At 64.3% G+C, this 21,242-nt stretch carries 18 protein-coding genes; 11 read left to right on the top strand and 7 right to left on the bottom strand.

From position 1 onward, the window contains the following. Nucleotides 1-56 precede the first annotated feature (56 nt). The 7 genes from DK261_RS31655 to gap form a co-directional block, all read right to left on the bottom strand. A complete protein-coding gene (locus DK261_RS31655) occupies nucleotides 57-458 on the bottom strand; it encodes a YbaN family protein (RefSeq protein ID WP_009050415.1) in 402 nt (133 codons plus the stop codon). Nucleotides 459-594: 136 nt separating this feature from the next. After that, the gene (locus DK261_RS31650) at nucleotides 595-1,203 is read right to left on the bottom strand and encodes a biliverdin-producing heme oxygenase (protein ID WP_028683216.1); all 609 of its coding nucleotides are present in this window, start codon (nucleotides 1,201-1,203) and stop codon (nucleotides 595-597) included. 150 nt (nucleotides 1,204-1,353) lie between these two features. Continuing rightward, complete coding sequence (locus DK261_RS31645; RefSeq protein ID WP_110177417.1) at nucleotides 1,354-3,942, bottom strand: TonB-dependent receptor; 2,589 nt, start codon at nucleotides 3,940-3,942, stop codon at nucleotides 1,354-1,356. 122 nt (nucleotides 3,943-4,064) lie between these two features. After that, nucleotides 4,065-5,048 (bottom strand): FecR domain-containing protein, encoded by a 984-nt coding sequence (locus DK261_RS31640; RefSeq protein ID WP_016703417.1) that lies wholly within the window; start codon nucleotides 5,046-5,048, stop codon nucleotides 4,065-4,067. A gap of 103 nt (nucleotides 5,049-5,151) precedes the next feature. Further along, a complete protein-coding gene (locus DK261_RS31635; protein ID WP_009050411.1) occupies nucleotides 5,152-5,670 on the bottom strand; it encodes an RNA polymerase sigma factor in 519 nt (172 codons plus the stop codon). Between the two features lie 72 nt (nucleotides 5,671-5,742). Beyond that, on the bottom strand, nucleotides 5,743-6,207 hold the full coding sequence (locus tag DK261_RS31630; RefSeq protein WP_023966804.1) for a methylglyoxal synthase: 465 nt from the start codon (nucleotides 6,205-6,207) through the stop codon (nucleotides 5,743-5,745). Between the two features lie 129 nt (nucleotides 6,208-6,336). Continuing rightward, a complete protein-coding gene (gene gap / locus DK261_RS31625) occupies nucleotides 6,337-7,341 on the bottom strand; it encodes a type I glyceraldehyde-3-phosphate dehydrogenase (RefSeq protein ID WP_009050409.1) in 1,005 nt (334 codons plus the stop codon). Nucleotides 7,342-7,564: 223 nt separating this feature from the next. Here gap and edd point away from each other — a divergent pair, with 223 nt between their 5' ends. From edd to DK261_RS31565, 11 genes are all read left to right on the top strand, one after another. Beyond that, nucleotides 7,565-9,391: a phosphogluconate dehydratase gene (edd, locus tag DK261_RS31620; protein ID WP_009045235.1), complete on the top strand. Its 1,827-nt coding sequence runs from the start codon at nucleotides 7,565-7,567 to the stop codon at nucleotides 9,389-9,391. Continuing rightward, nucleotides 9,388-10,344 (top strand): glucokinase, encoded by a 957-nt coding sequence (locus DK261_RS31615; protein ID WP_009050408.1) that lies wholly within the window; start codon nucleotides 9,388-9,390, stop codon nucleotides 10,342-10,344. Before edd ends, DK261_RS31615 begins: the two co-directional genes overlap by 4 nt. 264 nt (nucleotides 10,345-10,608) lie before the next feature. Next, the gene (locus tag DK261_RS31610) at nucleotides 10,609-11,340 is read left to right on the top strand and encodes a response regulator (RefSeq protein WP_007926317.1); all 732 of its coding nucleotides are present in this window, start codon (nucleotides 10,609-10,611) and stop codon (nucleotides 11,338-11,340) included. Nucleotides 11,341-11,371: 31 nt separating this feature from the next. Further along, on the top strand, nucleotides 11,372-12,799 hold the full coding sequence (locus DK261_RS31605) for an ATP-binding protein (RefSeq protein WP_198421981.1): 1,428 nt from the start codon (nucleotides 11,372-11,374) through the stop codon (nucleotides 12,797-12,799). Nucleotides 12,800-13,042: 243 nt separating this feature from the next. Next, a complete protein-coding gene (locus DK261_RS31600; RefSeq protein WP_110177415.1) occupies nucleotides 13,043-14,302 on the top strand; it encodes an AGE family epimerase/isomerase in 1,260 nt (419 codons plus the stop codon). 118 nt (nucleotides 14,303-14,420) lie between these two features. Further along, the gene (locus DK261_RS31595; RefSeq protein WP_009050405.1) at nucleotides 14,421-15,728 is read left to right on the top strand and encodes an ABC transporter substrate-binding protein; all 1,308 of its coding nucleotides are present in this window, start codon (nucleotides 14,421-14,423) and stop codon (nucleotides 15,726-15,728) included. A gap of 190 nt (nucleotides 15,729-15,918) precedes the next feature. After that, the gene (locus tag DK261_RS31585) at nucleotides 15,919-16,827 is read left to right on the top strand and encodes a carbohydrate ABC transporter permease (protein ID WP_008032969.1); all 909 of its coding nucleotides are present in this window, start codon (nucleotides 15,919-15,921) and stop codon (nucleotides 16,825-16,827) included. Beyond that, nucleotides 16,820-17,665 carry a carbohydrate ABC transporter permease gene (locus DK261_RS31580; protein WP_025805845.1) on the top strand — a complete coding sequence of 282 codons (846 nt, stop codon included), beginning with the start codon at nucleotides 16,820-16,822 and terminating at the stop codon, nucleotides 17,663-17,665. Before DK261_RS31585 ends, DK261_RS31580 begins: the two co-directional genes overlap by 8 nt. A 3-nt stretch (nucleotides 17,666-17,668) precedes the next feature. Then, nucleotides 17,669-18,829: an ABC transporter ATP-binding protein gene (locus DK261_RS31575; protein WP_016703424.1), complete on the top strand. Its 1,161-nt coding sequence runs from the start codon at nucleotides 17,669-17,671 to the stop codon at nucleotides 18,827-18,829. A 121-nt stretch (nucleotides 18,830-18,950) separates the two neighbouring features. Next, complete coding sequence (locus DK261_RS31570) at nucleotides 18,951-20,300, top strand: carbohydrate porin (protein WP_038634427.1); 1,350 nt, start codon at nucleotides 18,951-18,953, stop codon at nucleotides 20,298-20,300. Nucleotides 20,301-20,545: 245 nt separating this feature from the next. Continuing rightward, the coding region (locus DK261_RS31565; RefSeq protein WP_110177533.1) for a D-hexose-6-phosphate mutarotase at nucleotides 20,546-21,242 on the top strand (697 nt) is incomplete at its 3' end.

Here is a 21,242-nt window from a genome sequence, read left to right as displayed (position 1 = left end):
CGCCGCTGGGCCTGTCGCGAGCAACCGAGCGTCGGCCGGCTGCTCTGGCCGAGGAATCAGGAGGCCTGGGCCAGGGCTTCCGGGCGCGACCAGATCCACAGGTTGCCCAGGCCCATGCCGGCCAGCGCCAGGTACAGGGTCCAGTGATGAGTGAGCAGGCTCAGCATCAGGCCGGCGCACAGCAGCATGCTGACGGTGGCGCTGATCTTGGCCCGGCGGCTGATGATCCGGCCGTTGCGCCAGTTGCTCAGGATGGGGCCGAACAGGCGATGGTTTTCCATCCAGGCGCTCAGGCGTGGCGAGCTTTTGGTCGCGGCCCAGGCGGCGAGGAGCACGAATTCGGTGGTCGGCAGGCCGGGCACGACGATGGCGATCAGGCCGATGGCCAGGCTGACGTAAGCCAGGCAACCGAAGAACAGGCGGGAGGCCTTGGACGGGGATCGGGTTGTGCCGGTCATGGGTTCGATGATGAGGTGACGAGCATGGGGCTCAATCCACAAAGGGTGGGAAAAACGGCTGGCGCCAGCAGGTTCGTTCCTGCAGCGGGCGTGAGTCTACGCCTTCAATGCAGGAACGAGCGCGCCGGCGAAAAAATCAGGCCAGTTCAGGCGCCGTGTCGTAGGCCTTTTCCAGCAGCACGGTAAAACGGTTGAAGGCATCCAGTGCGCCCTTTTCCGCCGCGGCTTCTTCTTCGGCGCTGAATGCCAGGCCGTCGAGGGTGCGGGTGAAGGACTTCCAGCCTTCGGCGCGACCGCCGGCCGGCTCGCCCAGGTGCCGGGCACCGAAGGTTTCGCCGAGGCCCAGGCCCACCGCGCGCTTGATCAGGAACGCCGCGCCCAGCTTGGAGCCTTCGGAGACGAACAGCCAGCCCAGGGCTTCGGCCTTGCTCGGGTTCTGCACCGCGCCCGCCACCGGGGCCGGGACTTCGGTCTCCAGGTCCGCCAGGTCGGCCTTGGCCGCTTCGGCGCGGCAACGTTCTGCCAGGTCCGGGACGATGGCGATCAACGCCGGGTCGTTGTAGAGGGCGACCAGTTCGGACTGGAACAGGTACTGGGCGACGACGAAGCGGGCAAAGCTGCTGGCGCTTTCGAACGGCGCGTGGGCCTTGACCAGGGCGTCGAGCCTGGCATGGGGTTCGTGGGTGATCTGGTTCAGGCGCTGGGAGCGCAGGCTTGGGCGCTGTGGGGAATCCTGGGTGGTCATGACAATGTCCTTGGGAAGTGAAAATGAGAGCTACTGAAAACGAGAGCTGCTGAAAATGAGAAGCACTTGCTAACTAGACGAACAAGAAGACGCGGCACAGTAAAAAATCCTCACTGCGCTCCATCGAAAAGCGCAGTGAGGTAGACCGGATCAGATGTCCCAGATCAGGTTGACCGCGAAGTTGCGACCCGGCTGGGTCAGGCGGTCGAGGTTGGCCGGGCTCAGCACCGCGGCTTCGCCGACGCTGTCGTAGCCGCGCACGTCGTCCCACAGCCAGTACTTCTTGTCGGCCAGGTTGTAGATGCCGGCGCTGACGGTGACATCGTCGCTGACCTTGTAGAAACCGGTCAGGTCGAGCACGCCGTAGCCCGGGGTCTTGAACTGGCTGCTGGTGCCATCCGGGGTCTTGAAGCTGCTGCTGTCGACGCGGTCTTTCTTCTTGACCAGGGTCCAGCTGAGCAGGGCGCCGTAGTGGTCCTGGTCGTAGCCCAGGCCGAACACGCCGGTTAGCGGGTTGACCGCGTTCAAGGGTTCGCCGGTGTCGTTGTTGCGACCGTAGGCGTAGGCCACCGAACCCTGGGTGTACAGGCCCTGCGGCGCGCCCAGGGTGTCGAGGTTGAGCCGGCCTTTGACTTCCACGCCCTTGATGGTGGCGTGCTTGATGTTGTTGCTCTGGAACGTCAGCTCGTCGTAGCCCGGGGTCACCGCGTCTTCGTTGATGAAGTCGCGGTACTTGTTATAGAACACCGCCACGTCGAAGTTGCCGGACTCGAAGTTGCCGCGCAGGCCGGTTTCATAGCTCTGGCTTTTCTCCGGCTTGAGGTTCGAGTTCGGCGCCACGCGGTAGCCCGTGGTGGTGTTCTCGAAGCGGCCGTACAGCGCCTTGGCGGTCGGGGTGCGGAAACCTTCGGCGTACTGGCCGTACCAGGTGTACTGGTCGGTCAGGGCGTAGGTCAGGCCGAACTTGGGCGATACCCGGTGCCAGGTCTTGTTCTCGTCGCTCACTTCACCATTGCCATCGGCGGCCACGGTGTTGAGGAACTCCTGGGTGATGTGCGGCTTGAGCTGGGTGTAGTCGTAGCGCAGGCCCGGCAGGAAGGTCCACTTGTTCCAGCTGATCTGGTCCTGGGCGAACAGGCTGTAGGTGTTGATGGTCGGGTCCGGGAAGTCGCTGGACTTCTTCAGCACGTCGGACGGGCTGATGGCGCCGACCGCCGTGCAACCGCGACCGACCGCCAGGCAGGTGCCGCTGCCGCTGCGCGAGCCAGTGACCTTTTCCTGCTTGATAGTGGTGCCGTAGGTCAGCAGGTGCTCGGTTTCGCCGATGGCGAAGGCCTTGTCGGCCTGGGCGTCGAAGACCCACTGCTTCTCCTGGTAGAGGGTTTCGCGGCTGCGCATGACGTTGCGGGTGAACGGGAAGTAGTTTTCCAGGGTGCTCTGGTCGGTCTTGGCGATCTGGTAGTTGAGGCTCCACTTCACGTGGTCGGCCAGCAGGCTATCGAGGGCGAAACGGTTGTCCAGGCCGAAACGTTCGCGGGTGATGGTGTCGTTACCGGTGCGCGAGCGGTACATGCCCAGCGGCTGGCCGGCGTTGAACGGGCCGCCCACGGCGCTCTTCTGGTTGGTGTCGCGGTCGTCCTTGTACTTCTCGTAGGTCAGGCCCAGGCGCGCGTCGTCGGCATAGTTCCAGCCGGCCTTGGCCAGTACGTTGGTGGTGCGCACGTCTTCCGGGTTGGCGGCGGTGCGCGCCAGGCCGGTGCCGTTGTTGCTGCCGTAGGAGTCGGTTTCGTGGCCGTCGCGCTGACTGAAGTGCAGCAGGCCGTCGAACTGGCCGCTGCGCCCGGCCACGGTGGCGGATTTCAGCCAGCTGTCGTCGGCCGAGCTGTAGCCGGTCTTCAGGCGGGCGCCGACGTCTTTACCGGGCTTGATGATATCGTCCGGGTCGAGGGTGAAGTAGCTGACCGCGCCGCCGATGGCGTTGCTGCCGTACAGCACCGACGCCGGGCCGCGGAGGATCTCCACGCGCTTGATGATTTCCGGGTCGACGTAGTTGCGCTGGGTCTTGGCATAGGGGCCGTTGAAGAAGCCGTTGGGAATCTCCACGCCGTCGACCTGGGTCAGGATGCGGTCGCCGTCGATGCCGCGGATGTTGTAGCCGCTGATACCGCCACGCTGGCCGGCGCCGCCGACCGAAACGCCCGGCTCGTAGCGCACCAGTTGCTTGATGGTGTTGACGTTGTTGCGGTCCAGGTCCTGGCGGTCATGCACGGTCACGGTGCTGGGCACGCTGTTGACGTCCTGCTCCTGGCGCGTGGCGCTGATGGTCACCTGTTGCAGGGTCAGGGCGCCGCCGCTGGCGCGCTTTTCCAGGACGATGTTGTTGGCGCCCAGCTTGCGGTAGCTCAGGTTGGTGCCCATCAGCAGGCGGTCCAGGGCTTTTTCCGGCGGCAGCGAGCCGCGCACGCCCGGGGACGCGATGCCTTCGCCCAGTTCCGCCGGCAGGCCGACCTGCCAACCGGTGACGGCGCTAAAGGCGTTCAGCGCCGACACCAGCGGCTGCTGGTCGATGGCGAAGCTGTAGTCGCCCATGTTGCGCGCCGGTTGGCTGGTGGCGGTGGCGGCCATGACCGGCGCGGCCCCGGCCAGCAGGATGGCGGCAGTCAGCAGGGACAGCGTGCAGTTCTGCAGGCGGGCCTGGCGGGAAGATGAAGAGGACCGGCTGTTGAGGCGAGAGGACATCGATAGCGCTCCGTGTCGCACGAATCTTTATAGGTGCTGATTCGACATGTTTAATGCGAATCAATTGCATTGGCTATAACGAGACGAACGACCGACAGCGATCGCGTAAAAATAAATGCGTGCTAGTTGAGAATCACCAGCGCAGGAAACTCCTGCAGGTGCGCCGAGGTGATGTGAGCCAGGGAGCGCACCACGTCCAGCGGCTGGTCGAGGCGGTAGTTGCCGGTAACCGCGACATCAGCCAGGCGCTCATTGTTGTTGACGATCCAGCCCGGGTAATACCGGCGCAACTCGGCCAGCACCTGGTTCAGCGGGCAGTTCTCGAACACCAGCCGGCCCTGGACCCAGGCCAGGTCCTTGTCGAGGTCGAGCTTGGCCGGGCGGTCGAAACCGTTGGGGCCGATGCGGATGCTTTCGCCGGCCGACAGGCGCACCCGGGCATCGTCGTGGGTGGCGCGCAGGTCGACATCGCCACGCTGTACCCGCACCTGGGCCACGCCGTCCAGGTAACGCACGGCGAAGGCGGTGTCGCGCACGCTGGCGCGTACCGGGCCGGCATCGAGTTCCAGCGGCTGGCCGCGGCTGGCGGGGATCTCGAAGAAGGCTTCGCCCTGGTACAGGCGAGCCACGCGCTGGCGCTCGTCGATGGTGCTGGAGAAGGCCGAATTGGTGTTGAGCAGGACTTTCGAGCCGTCCTCCAGTTGCAGGCGCTGGCGCTCGCCGACCACGGTCAGGTGGTCGGCCTGCAGGCGCAGTGGCAGGTTGCTGAAACTGAACAGGCCGAGGATCAGCACCGCCGCCACCGCCAGGGGCCGCCAGTGCGGACGCAGGCGCGACAGCACACTGACCTTGGGTTTTTGCCTGTCCAGGCTTTGCGCGCAGCGCACCACTTGCGGACCGTTCCAGATCGCCTGGGCCTTGTCGAAGGCTGCGTTGTGCAGGGGCGAGGCGTTCAGCCAGTCATGGAATTGCCGGGCCTGCTCGGGGCTCGGGCTCTCCAGCAGGATCAGCCAGTCCAGGGCCTGGTCCATGGCTTGATCCGCGGCGCAGGGGGGGGATGTTTCCCCGTCCTGGGCGGTCGGCTGGGTGCGGTGGGTGTCCGTCACGGGTGTTCCTCGGCTGTGTCTGTGCACGGCTGTTTTTTAGATGGAGAGCGCAGGGCGGTCAAGGGTAGCAAAGGGCTGCGGCCGACGCCCGCCCGGCTGGGCCTCAATGCCCGTTCAAGCGCTCGGCGACGCCGATGCAGATGGCCATGATCAGCTTCAGTTCCTTTTGCACGGTGCTCTGGGAGACCTCGAGCTTCTCGGCGATCTCCAGGTAGCTGTGGCCGTGCAGGCGGCTGAGGATAAAGATCTGCTGTTGGCGCGGGCTGAGTTGGGCAAGGCTCATGTTCAGGCGTTCCAGCAACTGTTCGGCATGGGCGGCATCCTCGGCGCTGCTCAGGGGCGCGGCCACGCTTTCGACCACGTCCAGCGGCACGTCTTCGAGCAGGGTGCGGGCCTGGATGCGGCGCGCGCGCAGGTGGTCGAGCGCCAGGTTGCGGGCAGTCTGGAAGACGAAGGGTTCGAGGTGGTCGATGGCCCGTTCGCTCAGGGCCCGGGTCACGCGCAGGTAGGTTTCCTGCAACAGGTCCTCGGCGGTGCTGGGGTTGTTGACCATCCGCTCCAGCGTGCGCAGCAGCGAAACGCGCTGGGTGAGAAAGACGTGATTGAAGCGGGATTGGCTCACAACAGGACCTGGCTGATTTTTCAGTGGATGATAATGCTTATCATCTACGTCGACGGTCAAGCCCTGAGTGAATCATCGACGCCCTGAGAGGTACGCCGGGTAGTCCGGAATCCGGTAGCTGTGTGCCTGCTCCATCAGCGGGCTGCTGAGCAGGTAGTCGGCGCTGCATTCGTTGCAGGCCACGGGAATGTTCCAGACCGCCGCGACCCGTAGCAGGGCTTTGATGTCCGGATCGTGGGGCTGGGGTTCGAAGGGGTCCCAGAAGAACACCAGCATGTCCACCCGCTGCTCGGCGATTCGCGCGCCGAGCTGCTGGTCGCCGCCCAGGGGGCCGCTGATCATGCTTTCCACCGGCAGGCCCAGGCGCTGGTGCAGCAGCTGGCCGGTGGTGCCGGTGGCCAGCAGATCGTGCTCGGCGAGCTTGTCTTTCTGCCGCTCGGCCCAGTCCAGGAGGAAACTCTTGCAGTGGTCGTGGGCCACCAGGGCGATGCGCTTGCGCGCCGCCATGCTGGCCTGGGTGAAGCTGATACCGATCATCGGTGGCGGCTCCTGGAGGGAGGGAATCTGCAGGAGCTGCCGAGGCTGCGATCTTTGCGCGCTTGAACCTCGAATGTGAAGATCAAAAGATCGCAGCCTGCGGCAGCTCCCGCGTCGCAGGCCGTGGGCTTACTCGGCGCTGCACAGGGCCAGGCAGTTATCCAGCATGCGGTTGGAGAAGCCCCACTCGTTGTCGTACCAGGCCAGTACCTTGAGCAGCTTGCCGCCGCTGACCTTGGTGTGATTGGCGTCGAAGATCGACGACAGCGGGTTGTGGTTGAAGTCGCTGGAGACCAGCGGCAGGCTGTTGTAGCCCAGGATCTTCGAGTGCTGGCTGGCGCTCTTGAGCAGGGCGTTGACCTCCTCGGCAGTGGTGTTGCGCTTGAGCTGCACGGTCAGGTCCACCAGCGATACGTTGATCACCGGCACCCGCACCGCCATGCCGGTCAGCTTGCCCGCCAGTTCCGGCAGCACCAGGCCCACGGCTTCGGCCGCGCCGGTCTTGCTCGGGATCATGTTCTGGGTGGCCGAACGGGCGCGGTACGGATCGCTGTGGTAGACGTCGGTCAGGTTCTGGTCGTTGGTGTAGGCGTGGATGGTGGTCATCAGCCCGCTTTCGATGCCCAGCTCGCGGTTCAGCACCTGGGCCACTGGCGCCAGGCAGTTGGTGGTGCACGAAGCGTTGGAAATGATCTGGTGCGACTGGCGCAGAATGTCGTGGTTCACGCCATACACCACGGTGGCGTCGGCGCCTTTGGCCGGGGCGGAAATGATCACTTTGCGGGCGCCGGCGCTGAGATGGGCGGCGGCCTTGGCACGGTCGGTGAACAGACCGGTGCATTCGAATACCACGTCGATCTTCTCGGCGGCCCAGGGCAGTTCGGCCGGATTGCGGATGGCGCTGACGGCGATCCGGTCGCCGTTGACGGTCAGGCTTTCCTGATCGTGCTGCACGTCGGCATCGAAAGTGCCGTGGACGGTGTCGTATTTGAGCAGGTGGGCATTGATCGAACTATCACCCAGATCGTTGATGGCGACGATCTGCAGATCCTGGCGATAGCCTTGGGTATAAAGTGCGCGCAGGACGTTACGGCCGATACGGCCAAAACCATTGATTGCGATTCGTAGAGTCATTAGAAAAGCGCCTGCCGTAGTTTTGTTGTTGGAATTACAAGATTATTCGCAAAAAAATAGAAAACAAGCCTTTTTGGTGGCAATATTTTGTTTTATCTACAACGAGTGACCTGAATCAACTGGTCCAAATGGTCAAGAAACCCTCTGCCATCCCCTGTGCCGCGGGCGTTTTGATCAGCATAGACAAACAGGTCGCCACATCCGTTAGCCTGGAGTTCTACACATGCATCCCCGCGTTCTTGAGGTCACCGAACGGCTTGTCGCCCGCAGTCGCGCCACTCGCGAGGCTTACCTCGCCCTGATCCGCGGCGCCGCCAGCGATGGCCCGCAACGGGGCAAGCTGCAGTGTGCGAACTTCGCCCACGGCGTTGCCGGCTGCGGCTCGGAAGACAAGCACAGCCTGCGCATGATGAATGCCGCCAACGTGGCGATTGTTTCGTCATATAACGACATGCTCTCGGCGCACCAGCCGTACGAGCACTTTCCCGAACAGATCAAGAAGGCCCTGCGCGAGATGGGCTCGGTCGGCCAGTTCGCCGGCGGCACCCCCGCCATGTGCGATGGCGTGACCCAGGGCGAGGCCGGCATGGAGCTGAGCCTGCCGAGCCGCGAGGTGATCGCGCTGTCCACCGCGGTGGCCTTGTCCCACAACATGTTCGACGCCGCGCTGATGCTCGGCATCTGCGACAAGATCGTCCCGGGCCTGATGATGGGCGCGTTGCGCTTCGGCCACCTGCCGACCATCTTCGTCCCGGGCGGGCCGATGCCGTCGGGCATTTCCAACAAGGAAAAGGCCGACGTGCGCCAGCGCTACGCCGAAGGCAAGGCGACCCGCGAAGAACTGTTGGAATCGGAGATGAAGTCCTACCACAGCCCGGGTACCTGCACCTTCTACGGCACCGCCAACACCAACCAGCTGCTGATGGAAGTCATGGGCCTGCACTTGCCGGGCGCGTCCTTCGTCAACCCCTATACGCCACTGCGCGACGCCCTGACCCATGAGGCGGCGCAGCAGGTCACCCGCCTGACCAAGCAGAGCGGCAACTTCACGCCGATCGGCGAGATCGTCGACGAGCGTTCGCTGGTCAACTCCATCGTTGCCCTGCACGCCACTGGTGGTTCGACCAACCACACCCTGCACATGCCGGCGATTGCCCAGGCCGCGGGCATCCAACTGACCTGGCAGGACATGGCCGACCTGTCCGAGGTGGTGCCGACCCTGTCCCACGTCTATCCGAACGGCAAGGCCGACATCAACCACTTCCAGGCGGCGGGCGGCATGGCGTTCCTGATCCGCGAACTGCTGGAGGCCGGCCTGCTCCACGAAGATGTCAACACCGTGGCCGGGCGTGGCCTGAGCCGCTACACCCAGGAACCGTTCCTGGACAACGGCAAGCTGGTGTGGCGCGACGGCCCGATCGAAAGCCTCGACGAAAACATCCTGCGTCCGGTGGCCCGTGCGTTCTCGCCGGAAGGTGGCCTGCGGGTGATGGAAGGCAACCTCGGTCGCGGGGTGATGAAAGTCTCCGCCGTGGCGCTGCAGCACCAGATCGTCGAAGCGCCGGCGGTGGTGTTCCAGGACCAGCAGGACCTGGCCGATGCGTTCAAGGCCGGCGAGCTGGAAAAAGACTTCGTGGCGGTGATGCGCTTCCAGGGCCCGCGCTCCAACGGCATGCCGGAACTGCACAAGATGACGCCGTTCCTCGGCGTGCTGCAGGACCGCGGCTTCAAGGTCGCGCTGGTCACCGACGGGCGCATGTCCGGGGCCTCGGGCAAGATCCCGGCGGCGATCCACGTCAGCCCGGAAGCCCAGGTCGGCGGTGCGCTGGCGCGGGTGCGCGACGGCGACATCATTCGCGTGGATGGCGTAAAGGGCACGCTGGAGCTTAAGGTAGACGCCGATGAATTCGCTGCCCGCGAACCGGCCAAGGGCCTGCTGGGTAACAACGTCGGCAGCGGTCGCGAATTGTTCGGTTTCATGCGCATGGCCTTCAGCTCGGCGGAGCAGGGCGCCAGCGCCTTTACCTCTGCCCTGGAGAACCTTAAGTGAAGTTAGCGCTGGTCGGTGACATTGGTGGAACCAATGCGCGTTTTGCGTTGTGGAAAGACCAGCGCCTGGAGTCGATCCAGGTGCTGGCGACGGCGGACCACGCCAGCCCGGAAGAAGCCATCGGCGTATACCTGGGCGGCCTCGGCCTGGCGCCGGGTTCGATCGGCGCGGTGTGCCTGTCGGTGGCCGGCCCGGTCGGCGGCGACGAATTTCGTTTTACCAACAACCACTGGCGCCTGAGCCGCAAGGCTTTCTGCCAGACCTTGCAGGTCGATGAGCTGCTGCTGGTCAATGACTTCTCGGCCATGGCCCTGGGCATGACCCGCCTGCAACCGGGCGAGTTCCGGGTGGTCTGCGAAGGCACCGCCGAGCCGCTGCGCCCGGCGGTGGTGATCGGGCCGGGCACCGGCCTGGGCGTCGGCACGCTGCTGGACCTGGGCGAAGGCCGCTGGGCCGCCTTGCCGGGCGAGGGCGGGCATGTCGACCTGCCGTTGAGCAGTCCGCGGGAAACCCAGTTGTGGCAGCACATTTACAGCGAGATCGGTCATGTCAGCGCCGAGACCGCGCTCAGCGGCGGCGGTTTGCCCCGGGTCTATCGGGCGATCTGCGCGGTGGACGGGCATGAGCCGGTGCTCGATACCCCGGAAGCCATCACCGCCGCGGGCCTGGCCGGCGACCCCATCGCCCTGGAAGTGCTCGAGCAGTTCTGCTGCTGGCTGGGCCGGGTGGCGGGCAACAACGTGCTGACCACCGGCGGGCGCGGTGGCGTGTACATCGTCGGCGGGGTAATCCCGCGGTTCGCCGACTTTTTCGTCGAAAGCGGTTTCGCCCGTTGTTTTGCCGACAAGGGCTGCATGAGCGATTACTTCAAGGGCATTCCGGTATGGCTGGTGACGGCGCCGTACTCGGGCCTGACCGGCGCCGGGGTGGCGCTCGAGCAGGCGTTTGCCTGATCGAACGTATGGGGCTTGTCGCAAGCAGGCTTCGCTCGGGTTTCGTGTTGGTACGCTGCTTCTGTAGCCGCTGCCGAGCGAGCGAGGCTGCGACCGGCCGCGAAGCGGACGTAAACCGGGCCCCCCGTTCTTTCTGGCAAACCCAGTGTTCAGGTTTTGCGAGGACTTCGTCCTCGATCGCAGCCTCGCAGGCTCGGCAGCGGCTACGGAACCGATCCATGAGGCATAATCCCGCTCCATTCATAACAACAAAGGACGGCCCGCGTGAGTTCAGTCAGTAAGTCGATCTTGTTGGTTGATGACGATCAGGAAATCCGCGAGCTGCTGGAGACCTACCTCAGTCGCGCCGGCTTCCAGGTCCGCAGCACGCCCAACGGCGCTGGTTTTCGCCAGGCGCTGAACGAGGCGCCGAGCGACCTGGTGATTCTGGATGTGATGCTGCCGGACGAAGACGGTTTCAGCCTGTGCCGCTGGATCCGCCAGCACCCGCGGGTCGGTCAGGTGCCGATCATCATGCTCACCGCCAGCTCCGACGAAGCCGACCGGGTCATCGGCCTGGAACTGGGGGCCGACGACTACCTGGGCAAACCCTTCAGCCCTCGCGAATTGCAGGCGCGGATCAAGGCCCTGTTGCGCCGCGCGCAGTTCGGCCAGGAACGGGCCGGCGGCGAGGTGCTGTGCTTCGACGAGTGGCGCCTGGACATGGTCAGCCACCGCCTGTTCCACAACGACGGCGAGGAAGTGATCCTCTCCGGCGCCGACTTCGCCCTGCTCAAGCTGTTCCTCGATCACCCCCAGGAAATCCTCGACCGCGACACCATCGGCAATGCCACCCGCGGGCGCGAACTGATGCCCCTGGACCGCATCGTCGACATGGCGGTCAGCCGCCTGCGCCAACGCCTGCGCGACACCGAAAAGCCGCCGCGGCTGATCCGCACCGTGCGCGGCAGCGGTTACCAATTGGCAGCCAATGTGGTTGCCGGCAATGCTCACTGAGTGGCCGCGCAAGCTGCTGGCGCGGGTGCCGGTGCCGCGTTCGCTGCTGGGCCGGATGTTGCTGCTGACGCTGCTGGCGGTGTTGTTCGCGCAGACCTTGTCCAGCGTGATCTGGGTTTCCCAGCTGCGCGCCACCCAGCTCGAAGGCCTGGTCACCAGCGCCCGCAGCCTGGCCCATTCGATGACCGCCAGCGTCAGCTACTTTCGTTCGCTGCCGGTGGCGTACCGGCCGCTGGTGCTCGACCAGTTGCGCAGCATGGGCGGCACCCGTTTTGTCGTGACCCTCAACGACAAGCCGCTGGGCATGGAAGTGCTGCCCATCACGCCGCGCAAGCAGGCGGTGCTCAAGGCGGTGGACGAAGTGCTGCGCCAGTCCCTGGGCAACGACGCCTATATCTCGGTGACCTTCGTCAGCCCCGAGGACCTGCGGATTTTCAACGGCGGCCTGAAGCTCGATGAGTTGCCGCGCTCCTGGGCCCACTACGCCCTGACCCTGGAGCCGGTGAACCCACCGGTGCTGGTCACCCAGATCCAGATGGCGCCGGGCGAATGGTTGTACATCGCCTCGTTGTTGCCCGAGCCCTACACCAGCCTCGAAGAACAGGGGCTGCCGGCGCAGCAGGTGTGGTTCATCGTGCTCACCAGCGGTTTCCTGTTGCTGTTCATCGGCCTGCTGGTGCATTGGCAGAGCCGGCCGCTCAAGCGCCTGGCGCGGGCCGCGCGGGACATGTCCCTGGGCGCCGATGTGCAGCCGGTGGCCGAAGGCGGCGGCAGCGAAGTGGTGGAGGTCGGCCGGGCCTTCAATGCCATGCGCGAGCGCATCAGCCGTTACCTGACCGAGCGCAGCCAGCTGTTCAGTGCGATTTCCCACGACCTGCGCACGCCCATCACCCGCCTGCGGCTGCGGGTCGAACTGCTGGAAGACGAGCAGTTGCAAAGCAAGTTCGGCCGCGACCTGGATGAGCTGGAGCTGCTGGTCAAGGGCGCGCTGCAATGCGTCAAGGACACCGACATTCACGAGAACATCGAGCCGGTGGACCTCAACCAGGTGCTCGACTGCCTGGTGGAGCCTTACCTGGCACCCAACGGCAACGGCCGTGTGACCCAGCAGGGGCGGGCGCTGGCGCCTTATCCGGGCAAGCCCCTGGCGCTCAAGCGCTGCATGGGCAACCTGATCGACAACGCGCTGAAGTACGGGCAGAACGCCCACCTGCACATCGACGACGATGCCAACGCGTTCATCCTGCACGTCGACGACGAAGGCCCGGGCGTGCCGGAGCAGCGCCTGGAGCAGGTGTTCGAGCCGCACTTCCGCCTGTCCGGCCAGCAGCAGGGCTACGGCCTGGGCCTGGGCATCGCGCGCAACATCGCCCACAGCCATGGCGGCGAGGTGAGCCTGCAGAACCTGCGCGAAGGCGGTTTGCGCGTGACCCTGTACCTGCCGCGTTCCATGGATTGATGCCCCTGTAGCCGCTGGCGAAGCCTGCGATCGGCCGCGTAGCGGTCGTAAAATTTCATGCCGCGCTTGGTTGTATGACCGGGCGCCAGTTTTGCGAGCCCTGCGGTCTCGAGCGCAGCCTGCGGCAGCGGCTACAGGGAGTTTTGTCACGGTTTGGTGACATTTCCTGTGACCTTCGTTACCTGCCCGCGCGAACCCGTTGTTTAGACTCAAGTCCCTGATAAAAACAACAACAGGTCCGCCATGAACCCTATTCCCCTGACGTTCAGCAGCTGGCTGAACGATCCTGCCCATCATCAATGGCTGGCCGCCGAAGGCCAGCGCCTGCTGGGTTTCGCCCGCGCGGCCCGGCTGCCCGAAGGCTTCGGCGACCTGGACGAACGCGGGCGCCTGCCGAGCGGTGTCCGGGCCGGCACCATGAACACCGCGCGCATGACCCACAGTTTCGCCATGGCCCATATCCAGGGCATTCCCGGCTACGCCGCGCTGGTGGATCACGGTATCGCCGCGCTCAACGGCGCGCTGCGCGATGGTGAATACGGCGGCTGGTTCGCCACTCCCGGACATAGCGACGGCAACAGCGGCAAGGCCGCGTACCTGCATGCCTTCGTCGCCCTGGCGGCGAGTTCCGCGGTGGTGGCCGCGCGCCCCGGCGCCGAAGCCTTGCTGGCGGAGGCGATCCGGGTCATCGAAAGGCATTTCTGGAGCGAGGAGGAGGGCGCGATGCGCGAGTCCTTCAACCGCGACTGGAGCGGCGAGGAGGCCTATCGCGGCGCCAACAGCAACATGCACGCCACCGAGGCGTTCCTCGCCCTGGCCGATGTCACCCAGGACCCGCGCTGGCTCAACCGCGCCCTGCACATTGTCGAGCGGGTCATCCATCAGCATGCCGCCGCTGGCGATTACCGGGTCATCGAGCATTTCGACCGTCAGTGGCAGCCGCTGCCGGATTACAACCAGGAGCATCCGGCCGACGGTTTCCGCCCCTATGGCACCACCCCCGGGCACGCTTTCGAGTGGGCTCGCCTGCTGCTGCACCTCGAAGCCGCGCGTTGCCAGGCCGGCATGCTCAGCCCCGGCTGGCTGCTGCTGGATGCCCAGAAACTGTTCGAAACCGCCTGCCGTGACGCCTGGGACGTCGATGGCGCGCCGGGCATTGTCTACACCCTGGACTGGCAGCAGCGCCCCGTGGTGCGCCAGCGCCTGCACTGGACCCACGCCGAGGCCGCGGCGGCGGCCAGCGCCTTGCTGCAACGCACCGGGGAAGCGCAGTACGAAACCTGGTATCGGCGCTTCTGGGAATTCACCGCCGAGCACTTCATCGACCCGCTGCACGGCAGCTGGCACCACGAGCTGGACAGCAACAACAGGCCCAGCGCCGAGATCTGGGCCGGCAAGCCGGACCTGTATCACGCCTGGCAGGCGGTGCTGATTCCGCGCCTGCCTTTGGCGCCGAGCATGGCATCGGCGCTGGCCGAAGTGTCTAGACTGCAGGTTGTGTAACCATGTGGTGACATTCGCGCATCCCTTCGTTACCTGCGCGGGTAGGCCCCCTGTTTAGAATCCTATGCAGCGCAAGCACCAGACTTGCATGCATAACAACAAGAAAGGTACACCTCAGATGAATGCGATTTCTCGTCTAGCTGCTGTCATTTCCGTTGCCTCGTTGTTTCCCCTCAGTGCATTCCCTCTCGTTTCCGTTGCCGCCGACGCCAAAGGCTCCGTGGAAGTCGTCCATTGGTGGACGTCCGGCGGTGAAAAAGCGGCGGTCGATGTGCTCAAGGCCCAGGTCGAAAAAGACGGCTTCACCTGGAAAGACGGCGCAGTCGCCGGCGGTGGCGGTGCCACGGCCATGACCGTGCTGAAAAGCCGCGCCGTTTCCGGCAATCCGCCGGGCGTTGCCCAGATCAAGGGTCCGGACATCCAGGAGTGGGGCAGCACCGGCCTGCTCAGCACCGACGCCCTGAAAGACGTGGCCAAGTCGGAAAACTGGGACGGCCTGCTCTCCAAGAAAGTCTCCGACACCGTGAAGTACGAAGGTGACTATGTCGCCGTGCCGGTGAACATCCACCGCGTCAACTGGCTGTGGATCAACCCGGAAGTCTTCAAGAAGGCCGGGATCGACAAGGCCCCGACCACCCTCGAAGAATTCTATGCCGCCGGCGACAAGCTCAAGGCCGCCGGCTTCATCGCCCTGGCCCACGGCGGCCAGCCATGGCAGGACAGCACCGTGTTCGAAGACGTGGTGCTCTCGGTCATGGGCGCCGATGGCTACAAGAAAGCCCTGGTCGACCTGGACCAGAAGACCCTCGCCGGCCCGGAGATGACCAAGGCCTTCACCGAGCTGAAGAAAGTCACCAGCTACATGGATCCGAACCGCGCCGGGCGTGACTGGAACATCGCCGCCGCCGACGTCATCAATGGCAAGGCCGGCATGCAGATGATGGGCGACTGGGCCAAGAGCGAGTGGACCGCGGCGAAGAAAGTCGCCGGCAAGGACTACCAGTGCGTGGCCTTCCCGGGCACCGACAAGGCCTTCACCTACAACATCGACTCCCTGGCGGTGTTCAAGCTCAAGGCCGATCGCAAGGGCGATATCGCCGCCCAGCAGGACCTGGCCAAGGTCGCCCTGGGCAAGGACTTCCAGAAGGTCTTCAGCATCAACAAGGGCTCGATCCCGGTGCGCACCGACATGCTCAACGACATGGCCGCGCAAGGCTTCGACTCCTGCGCCCAGGCGGCGGCCAAGGACTTCCTGGCTGACGACAAGACCGGCGGCCTGCAACCGAGCATGGCGCACAACATGGCCACCTCCCTGGCCGTGCAGGGCGCGATCTTCGATGTGGTGACCAACTTCATGAACGACAAGGACGCGGATCCGGCCAAGGCCAGTGCGCAGCTGGCATCGGCCGTCAAGGCCGCCCAGTAACTCCGAACGCCGCAAGCCTGCTTGCGGCGATTTATCTGACGGCGCTTTCCCCCTGTAGGAGCGAGCTTGCTCGCGATAGCGATCGGTCTGTCGGCATCCATGTTGAATGTCCCGCAGTCATCGCGAGCAAGCTCGCTCCTACACAAGAGGGGATCGCTTCGGCCTTCATTTCTTCAACTGGATTATCCCGATGAGCTCTGTGGCGGTTTTCAGCAAAGCCTCACCGTTCGACGCGCTGCAGCGCTGGCTCCCCAAGTTGGTCCTGGCGCCAAGCATGCTGATCGTCCTGGTCGGTTTTTACGGTTACATCATCTGGACGTTCATTCTGTCCTTCACCAACTCCAGCTTCATGCCGAGTTACAAGTGGGTCGGCCTGCAGCAATACATGCGCCTGATGGACAACGACCGCTGGTGGGTGGCGAGCAAGAACCTGGCGCTGTTCGGCGGCATGTTCATCGGCATCAGCCTGGTGCTGGGCGTGTTCCTGGCGGTGCTGCTGGACCAGCGCATCCGCAAGGAAGGCTTTATCCGCACCGTCTACCTGTACCCGATGGCGCTGTCGATGATCGTCACCGGCACCGCCTGGAAATGGCTGCTCAACCCTGGCCTGGGCCTGGACAAGATGCTGCGTGACTGGGGCTGGGAAGGCTTCCGCCTGGACTGGCTGGTGGATCAGGATCGCGTGGTGTACTGCCTGGTGATCGCCGCCGTGTGGCAGGCCTCGGGCTTTGTCATGGCGATGTTCCTCGCCGGTTTGCGCGGCGTCGATCAGTCGATCATTCGCGCCGCCCAGGTCGATGGCGCGAGCCTGCCGACCATCTACCTGAAGATCGTCCTGCCGAGCCTGCGCCCGGTGTTCTTCAGCGCCTTCATGATCCTCGCGCACATCGCGATCAAGAGCTTCGACCTGGTGGCGGCAATGACCGCCGGCGGCCCTGGCTACTCGTCCGACCTGCCGGCGATGTTCATGTACTCCTTCACCTTCAGCCGTGGCCAGATGGGCATAGGTTCGGCCAGCGCCATGCTGATGCTGGGCGCCGTGCTGACCATCCTGGTGCCGTACCTGTACTCCGAACTGCGAGGCAAACGCCATGACTAACCAGCTCGGAAAACCTGCGCTGAACTTCAGCCGCATCGCCATCTACGCCACCCTGCTGCTGGCCGCGGCGGTGTACCTGGTGCCGCTGGTGGTGATGCTGCTGACCAGCTTCAAGACCCCGGAAGACATCCGCACCGGCAACCTGCTGAGCTGGCCGGCCGTGATCGACGGCATCGGCTGGATCAAGGCCTGGGACGCGGTGGGTGGCTACTTCTGGAACTCGGTGAAGATCACCGTGCCGGCGGTGGTCGTCTCGACCTTCATCGGCGCCATCAACGGCTACGTGCTGTCGATGTGGCGCTTCCGCGGTTCGCAGCTGTTCTTCGGCCTGCTGCTGTTCGGTTGCTTCCTGCCGTTCCAGACCGTGCTGCTGCCGGCGTCCTTCACCCTCGGCAAGTTCGGCCTGGCCAACACCACCAGCGGCCTGGTGCTGGTGCACGTGGTCTACGGACTGGCGTTCACCACGCTGTTCTTCCGCAACTACTACGTGAGCATCCCGGACGCCCTGGTCAAGGCCGCGCGCCTGGACGGCGCGGGCTTCTTCACCATCTTCGGCAAGATCCTGCTGCCGATGTCGGTGCCGATCATCATGGTCTGCCTGATCTGGCAGTTCACCCAGATCTGGAACGATTTCCTGTTCGGCGTGGTGTTCGCCAGCGGCGATGCGCAACCGATCACCGTGGCCTTGAACAACCTGGTCAACACCAGCACCGGGACCAAGGAATACAACGTTGATATGGCGGCGGCGATGATCGCCGGGCTGCCGACACTGCTGGTCTACATATTCGCTGGCAAGTATTTCCTGCGTGGGCTGACGTCCGGCGCGGTCAAGGGGTAAAAGATGGCAACTCTCGAATTACGCAACGTCAACAAGACCTACGGTACTGGCCTGCCGGATACCCTGAAGAACATCGAACTGAAGATCGATGACGGTGAGTTCCTGATTCTCGTGGGGCCTTCGGGCTGCGGTAAGTCCACCCTGATGAACTGCATCGCCGGCCTGGAAAACATTAGCGGCGGGGCGATCCTGGTGGACGACGCCGACATCAGCGGCATGAGCCCGAAAGACCGTGACATCGCCATGGTGTTCCAGTCCTATGCGCTGTACCCGACCATGAGCGTGCGCGACAACATCGCCTTCGGCCTGAAGATCCGCAAGATGCCGGCCGCCGAGATCGACGAGGAAGTGGCGCGGGTGGCCAAGCTGCTGCAGATCGAACACCTGCTCAGCCGCAAGCCCGGCCAGCTGTCCGGCGGCCAGCAACAGCGCGTGGCCATGGGCCGGGCCCTGGCGCGGCGGCCGAAGATCTACCTGTTCGACGAACCGCTGTCCAACCTCGACGCCAAGCTGCGGGTCGAGATGCGCACCGAAATGAAACTGATGCACCAGCGCCTGAAAACCACCACGGTCTACGTCACCCACGACCAGATCGAAGCCATGACCCTGGGCGACAAGGTGGCGGTGATGAAGGACGGCATCATCCAGCAGTTCGGCACCCCGAAACAGATCTACAACGACCCGGCCAACCTGTTCGTGGCCAGCTTCATCGGTTCGCCGCCGATGAACTTCATCCCCCTGCGCCTGCAACGCAAGGACGGCCGCCTGCTGGCCCTGCTGGACAGCGGCCAGGCCCGTTGCGAGCTGCCCCTGGGCATGCAGGACGCCGGCCTGGAAGACCGGGAAGTGATCCTCGGCATCCGTCCGGAGCAGATCGGCCTGGCGAACGGCGAGGGCAACGGCCTGCCGACCCTGCGCGCCGAGGTCCAGGTCACCGAGCCGACCGGCCCCGACACCCTGGTGTTCGTCAACCTCAACGGCACCAAGGTCTGCTGCCGCCTGGCGCCGGATGTGGCGCCGCAGGTCGGCGAAACCCTGACCCTGCAATTCGATCCGGCCAAGGTTCTGCTGTTCGATGCCAAGAGTGGCGAGCGCCTGGGTGTTGCGGCCCCTGCGCAGTCCGAAGCCCATGCCAGCAACGTGGCGCAGTTCAAGGGGCGTTGAAGTCCGCGTTATTGGAGCAAGGACGTACCGAATGCGCGGCGGATGGCCTGTCATCCGTCGCATCAGGTGTAAACCGCGTTAGAGAAAAACAGTTAATAACAATAAAGACGAGGATGTAGGGATGAAAAAGAAGAGCACCAATGCACGCTTGATCTGCCAGTTGTCAGCGATTGCGGCAATGACCCTGGCCGGTAGCGCGCACGCTGACGAAGCGTTCAGCGCCGATTCGAAATGGATGACCGGTGACTGGGGTGGCGAGCGGACCAAACTGCTCGAGAAAGGGATCGACATCAAGGCCGATTACGTTGGCGAAATGGGCGCCAACCTGCATGGCGGCTACAACGACGACAAGACCGGACGCTACAGCGACCAGTTCGGCCTGGGCGTGGCCCTGGACCTGGAAAAGCTCTGGGGCTGGGATAACACCCAGGCGAAGATCCAGCTGACCAACCGTAACGGCCAGAACATCTCCAACGACCGTATCGGCGACCCGCGTGCCGGCACCTTGAGCTCCTCCCAGGAAGTCTACGGCCGTGGCCACATGGTGCGTCTGACCCAACTGTGGATCCAGCACCAGTTCCTCGACGGCAAGCTCGACGTCAAGGCCGGTTACTTCGGCGAAGGCGAAGACTTCAACACCTTCCCCTGCGACTTCCAGAACCTGGCGTTCTGCGGCTCCCAGGTGGGCAACTGGGCAACCAACATCTGGTACAACTGGCCGGTCAGCCAGGCGGCACTGCGGGTGAAGTACCACATCACGCCTGAGCTGTACGCGCAGATCGGCGCGTACAACCAGAACCCGTCGCAACTGGAGCACGGCAACGGCTTCAAGCTCAGCGGCAGCGGTACCAAGGGCACCGTGCTGCCGGTCGAGCTGGTCTGGTCGCCGAAGGTCAACAACCTGCCGGGCGAGTACCGCGTCGGTTACTACAAGAGCACGGCCGATGCCAGCGACGTGCGCGAGGACGTCAATGGCCAGGACGCCGCCGTCACCCGTGACAGCTATCGCGTGCACAGCAGCAAGCACGGCTACTGGTTCGTCGGGCAGCAGCAGCTCACCACTCACAACGGCGATGCGACCCGCGGTCTGAACATCGCGGCCAACGCCACGTTCCACGACAAGGACACCAACTTCATCGACAACTACCAGTCGCTGATGCTGGTGTACAAGGGCCCGTTCGACGCACGTCCCAAGGATGACGTCGGCATCGGTTTCGCCCGTATCCATGTCAACGACGACGTGAAGAAAAACGCCCAGTTGCTCAATGACACCAACGGCGTCAGCAACTACGACGATCCGCTGTTCTCGCCGCTGCGCGAGACTGAGTACAACTACGAAATCAACTACGGCTTCCATGTCACCAACTGGCTGACCGTGCGTCCCAACCTGCAGTACATCACCCATCCAGGCGGTGTGGATGAAGTCGACAACGCCCTGGTGGCCGGCCTGAAAATTCAGTCGGTGTTCTAACGCTGTTGCGATAAGCTCCTCCTCAATGTGCGCATTTTTGCGGATGGCCCAGGCTATCCGCTTTTTTTTGGGGACGAACCCGTTCCCTGTAGCCGCTGCCGCAGGCTGCGATCGGCCGGGACGGCCGTAGCGTCCTCAAGATCGCTGAAGGCCTGCGGCCTTATCGCAGCCTGCGGCAGCGGCTACAGGGTTTTGCGCATCAATGATGAATATCGGTACAGCAATGATCTTCAGGACCGTGGCCCATGCATGAGCATCCGCTACAACGCTTTTTCAAATCCTTGCGCGAGCGCCCGATCTTCGCGTGGGAGCGCTATCAGATGCGCGACGTGCTGGTGATCGACCATCCGCTGTGCCAGGCGGTGTTCAGTCGCCAGGGCGCGCAGCTCCTGCATTTCCAGCCGACCGGGCAGAAGCCCTGGCTGTGGTGTGCGGCGAAGTGGCCGCAGGTCGGGGCGATCCGTGGTGGGGTGCCGGTGTGCTGGCCCTGGTACGGCCGTCACCCGAGCGAAAACGCCTGGCCATCCCATGGCTGGGCCCGGCTGATCGACTGGAAGCTGCTCGACAGCCGCAGCGATGACGAGGGCGTGTACCTGCACTGGCAGTTGCAGCTGTGCGACTGGCAGGTCGACCTGCACGCGCACCTGGGCGAAAGCATGGACCTGCGCCTGAGCACCGAGCACCAGGACAGCCTGCCGTGCCAGCTGAGCCAGGCTTTGCACGCCTACTGGCGTATTGGCGACGTCGGCGAGGTAGCGCTGTCTGGGCTCGACGGCGCCGAGGGTTACGACCAGTTGAGCCGCCAGGCGTGCCGGCAAACAGGCGAGCTGCGGGTCGATGGTGGCTGTCAGCGGGTGTTCCAGCACGAGGGCGAGTTGCAGCTCAAGGACCATGCCTGGCAACGCGAATTGCGCATCGATACTGGCGACAGCGCCGACACCG

It is taken from the genome of Pseudomonas sp. RW409 (assembly GCF_003184125.1).
Taxonomy (GTDB): Bacteria; Pseudomonadota; Gammaproteobacteria; order Pseudomonadales; family Pseudomonadaceae; genus Aquipseudomonas; species Aquipseudomonas chlororaphis_I.
This window is presented reverse-complemented; position numbering and strand designations above follow the sequence as displayed.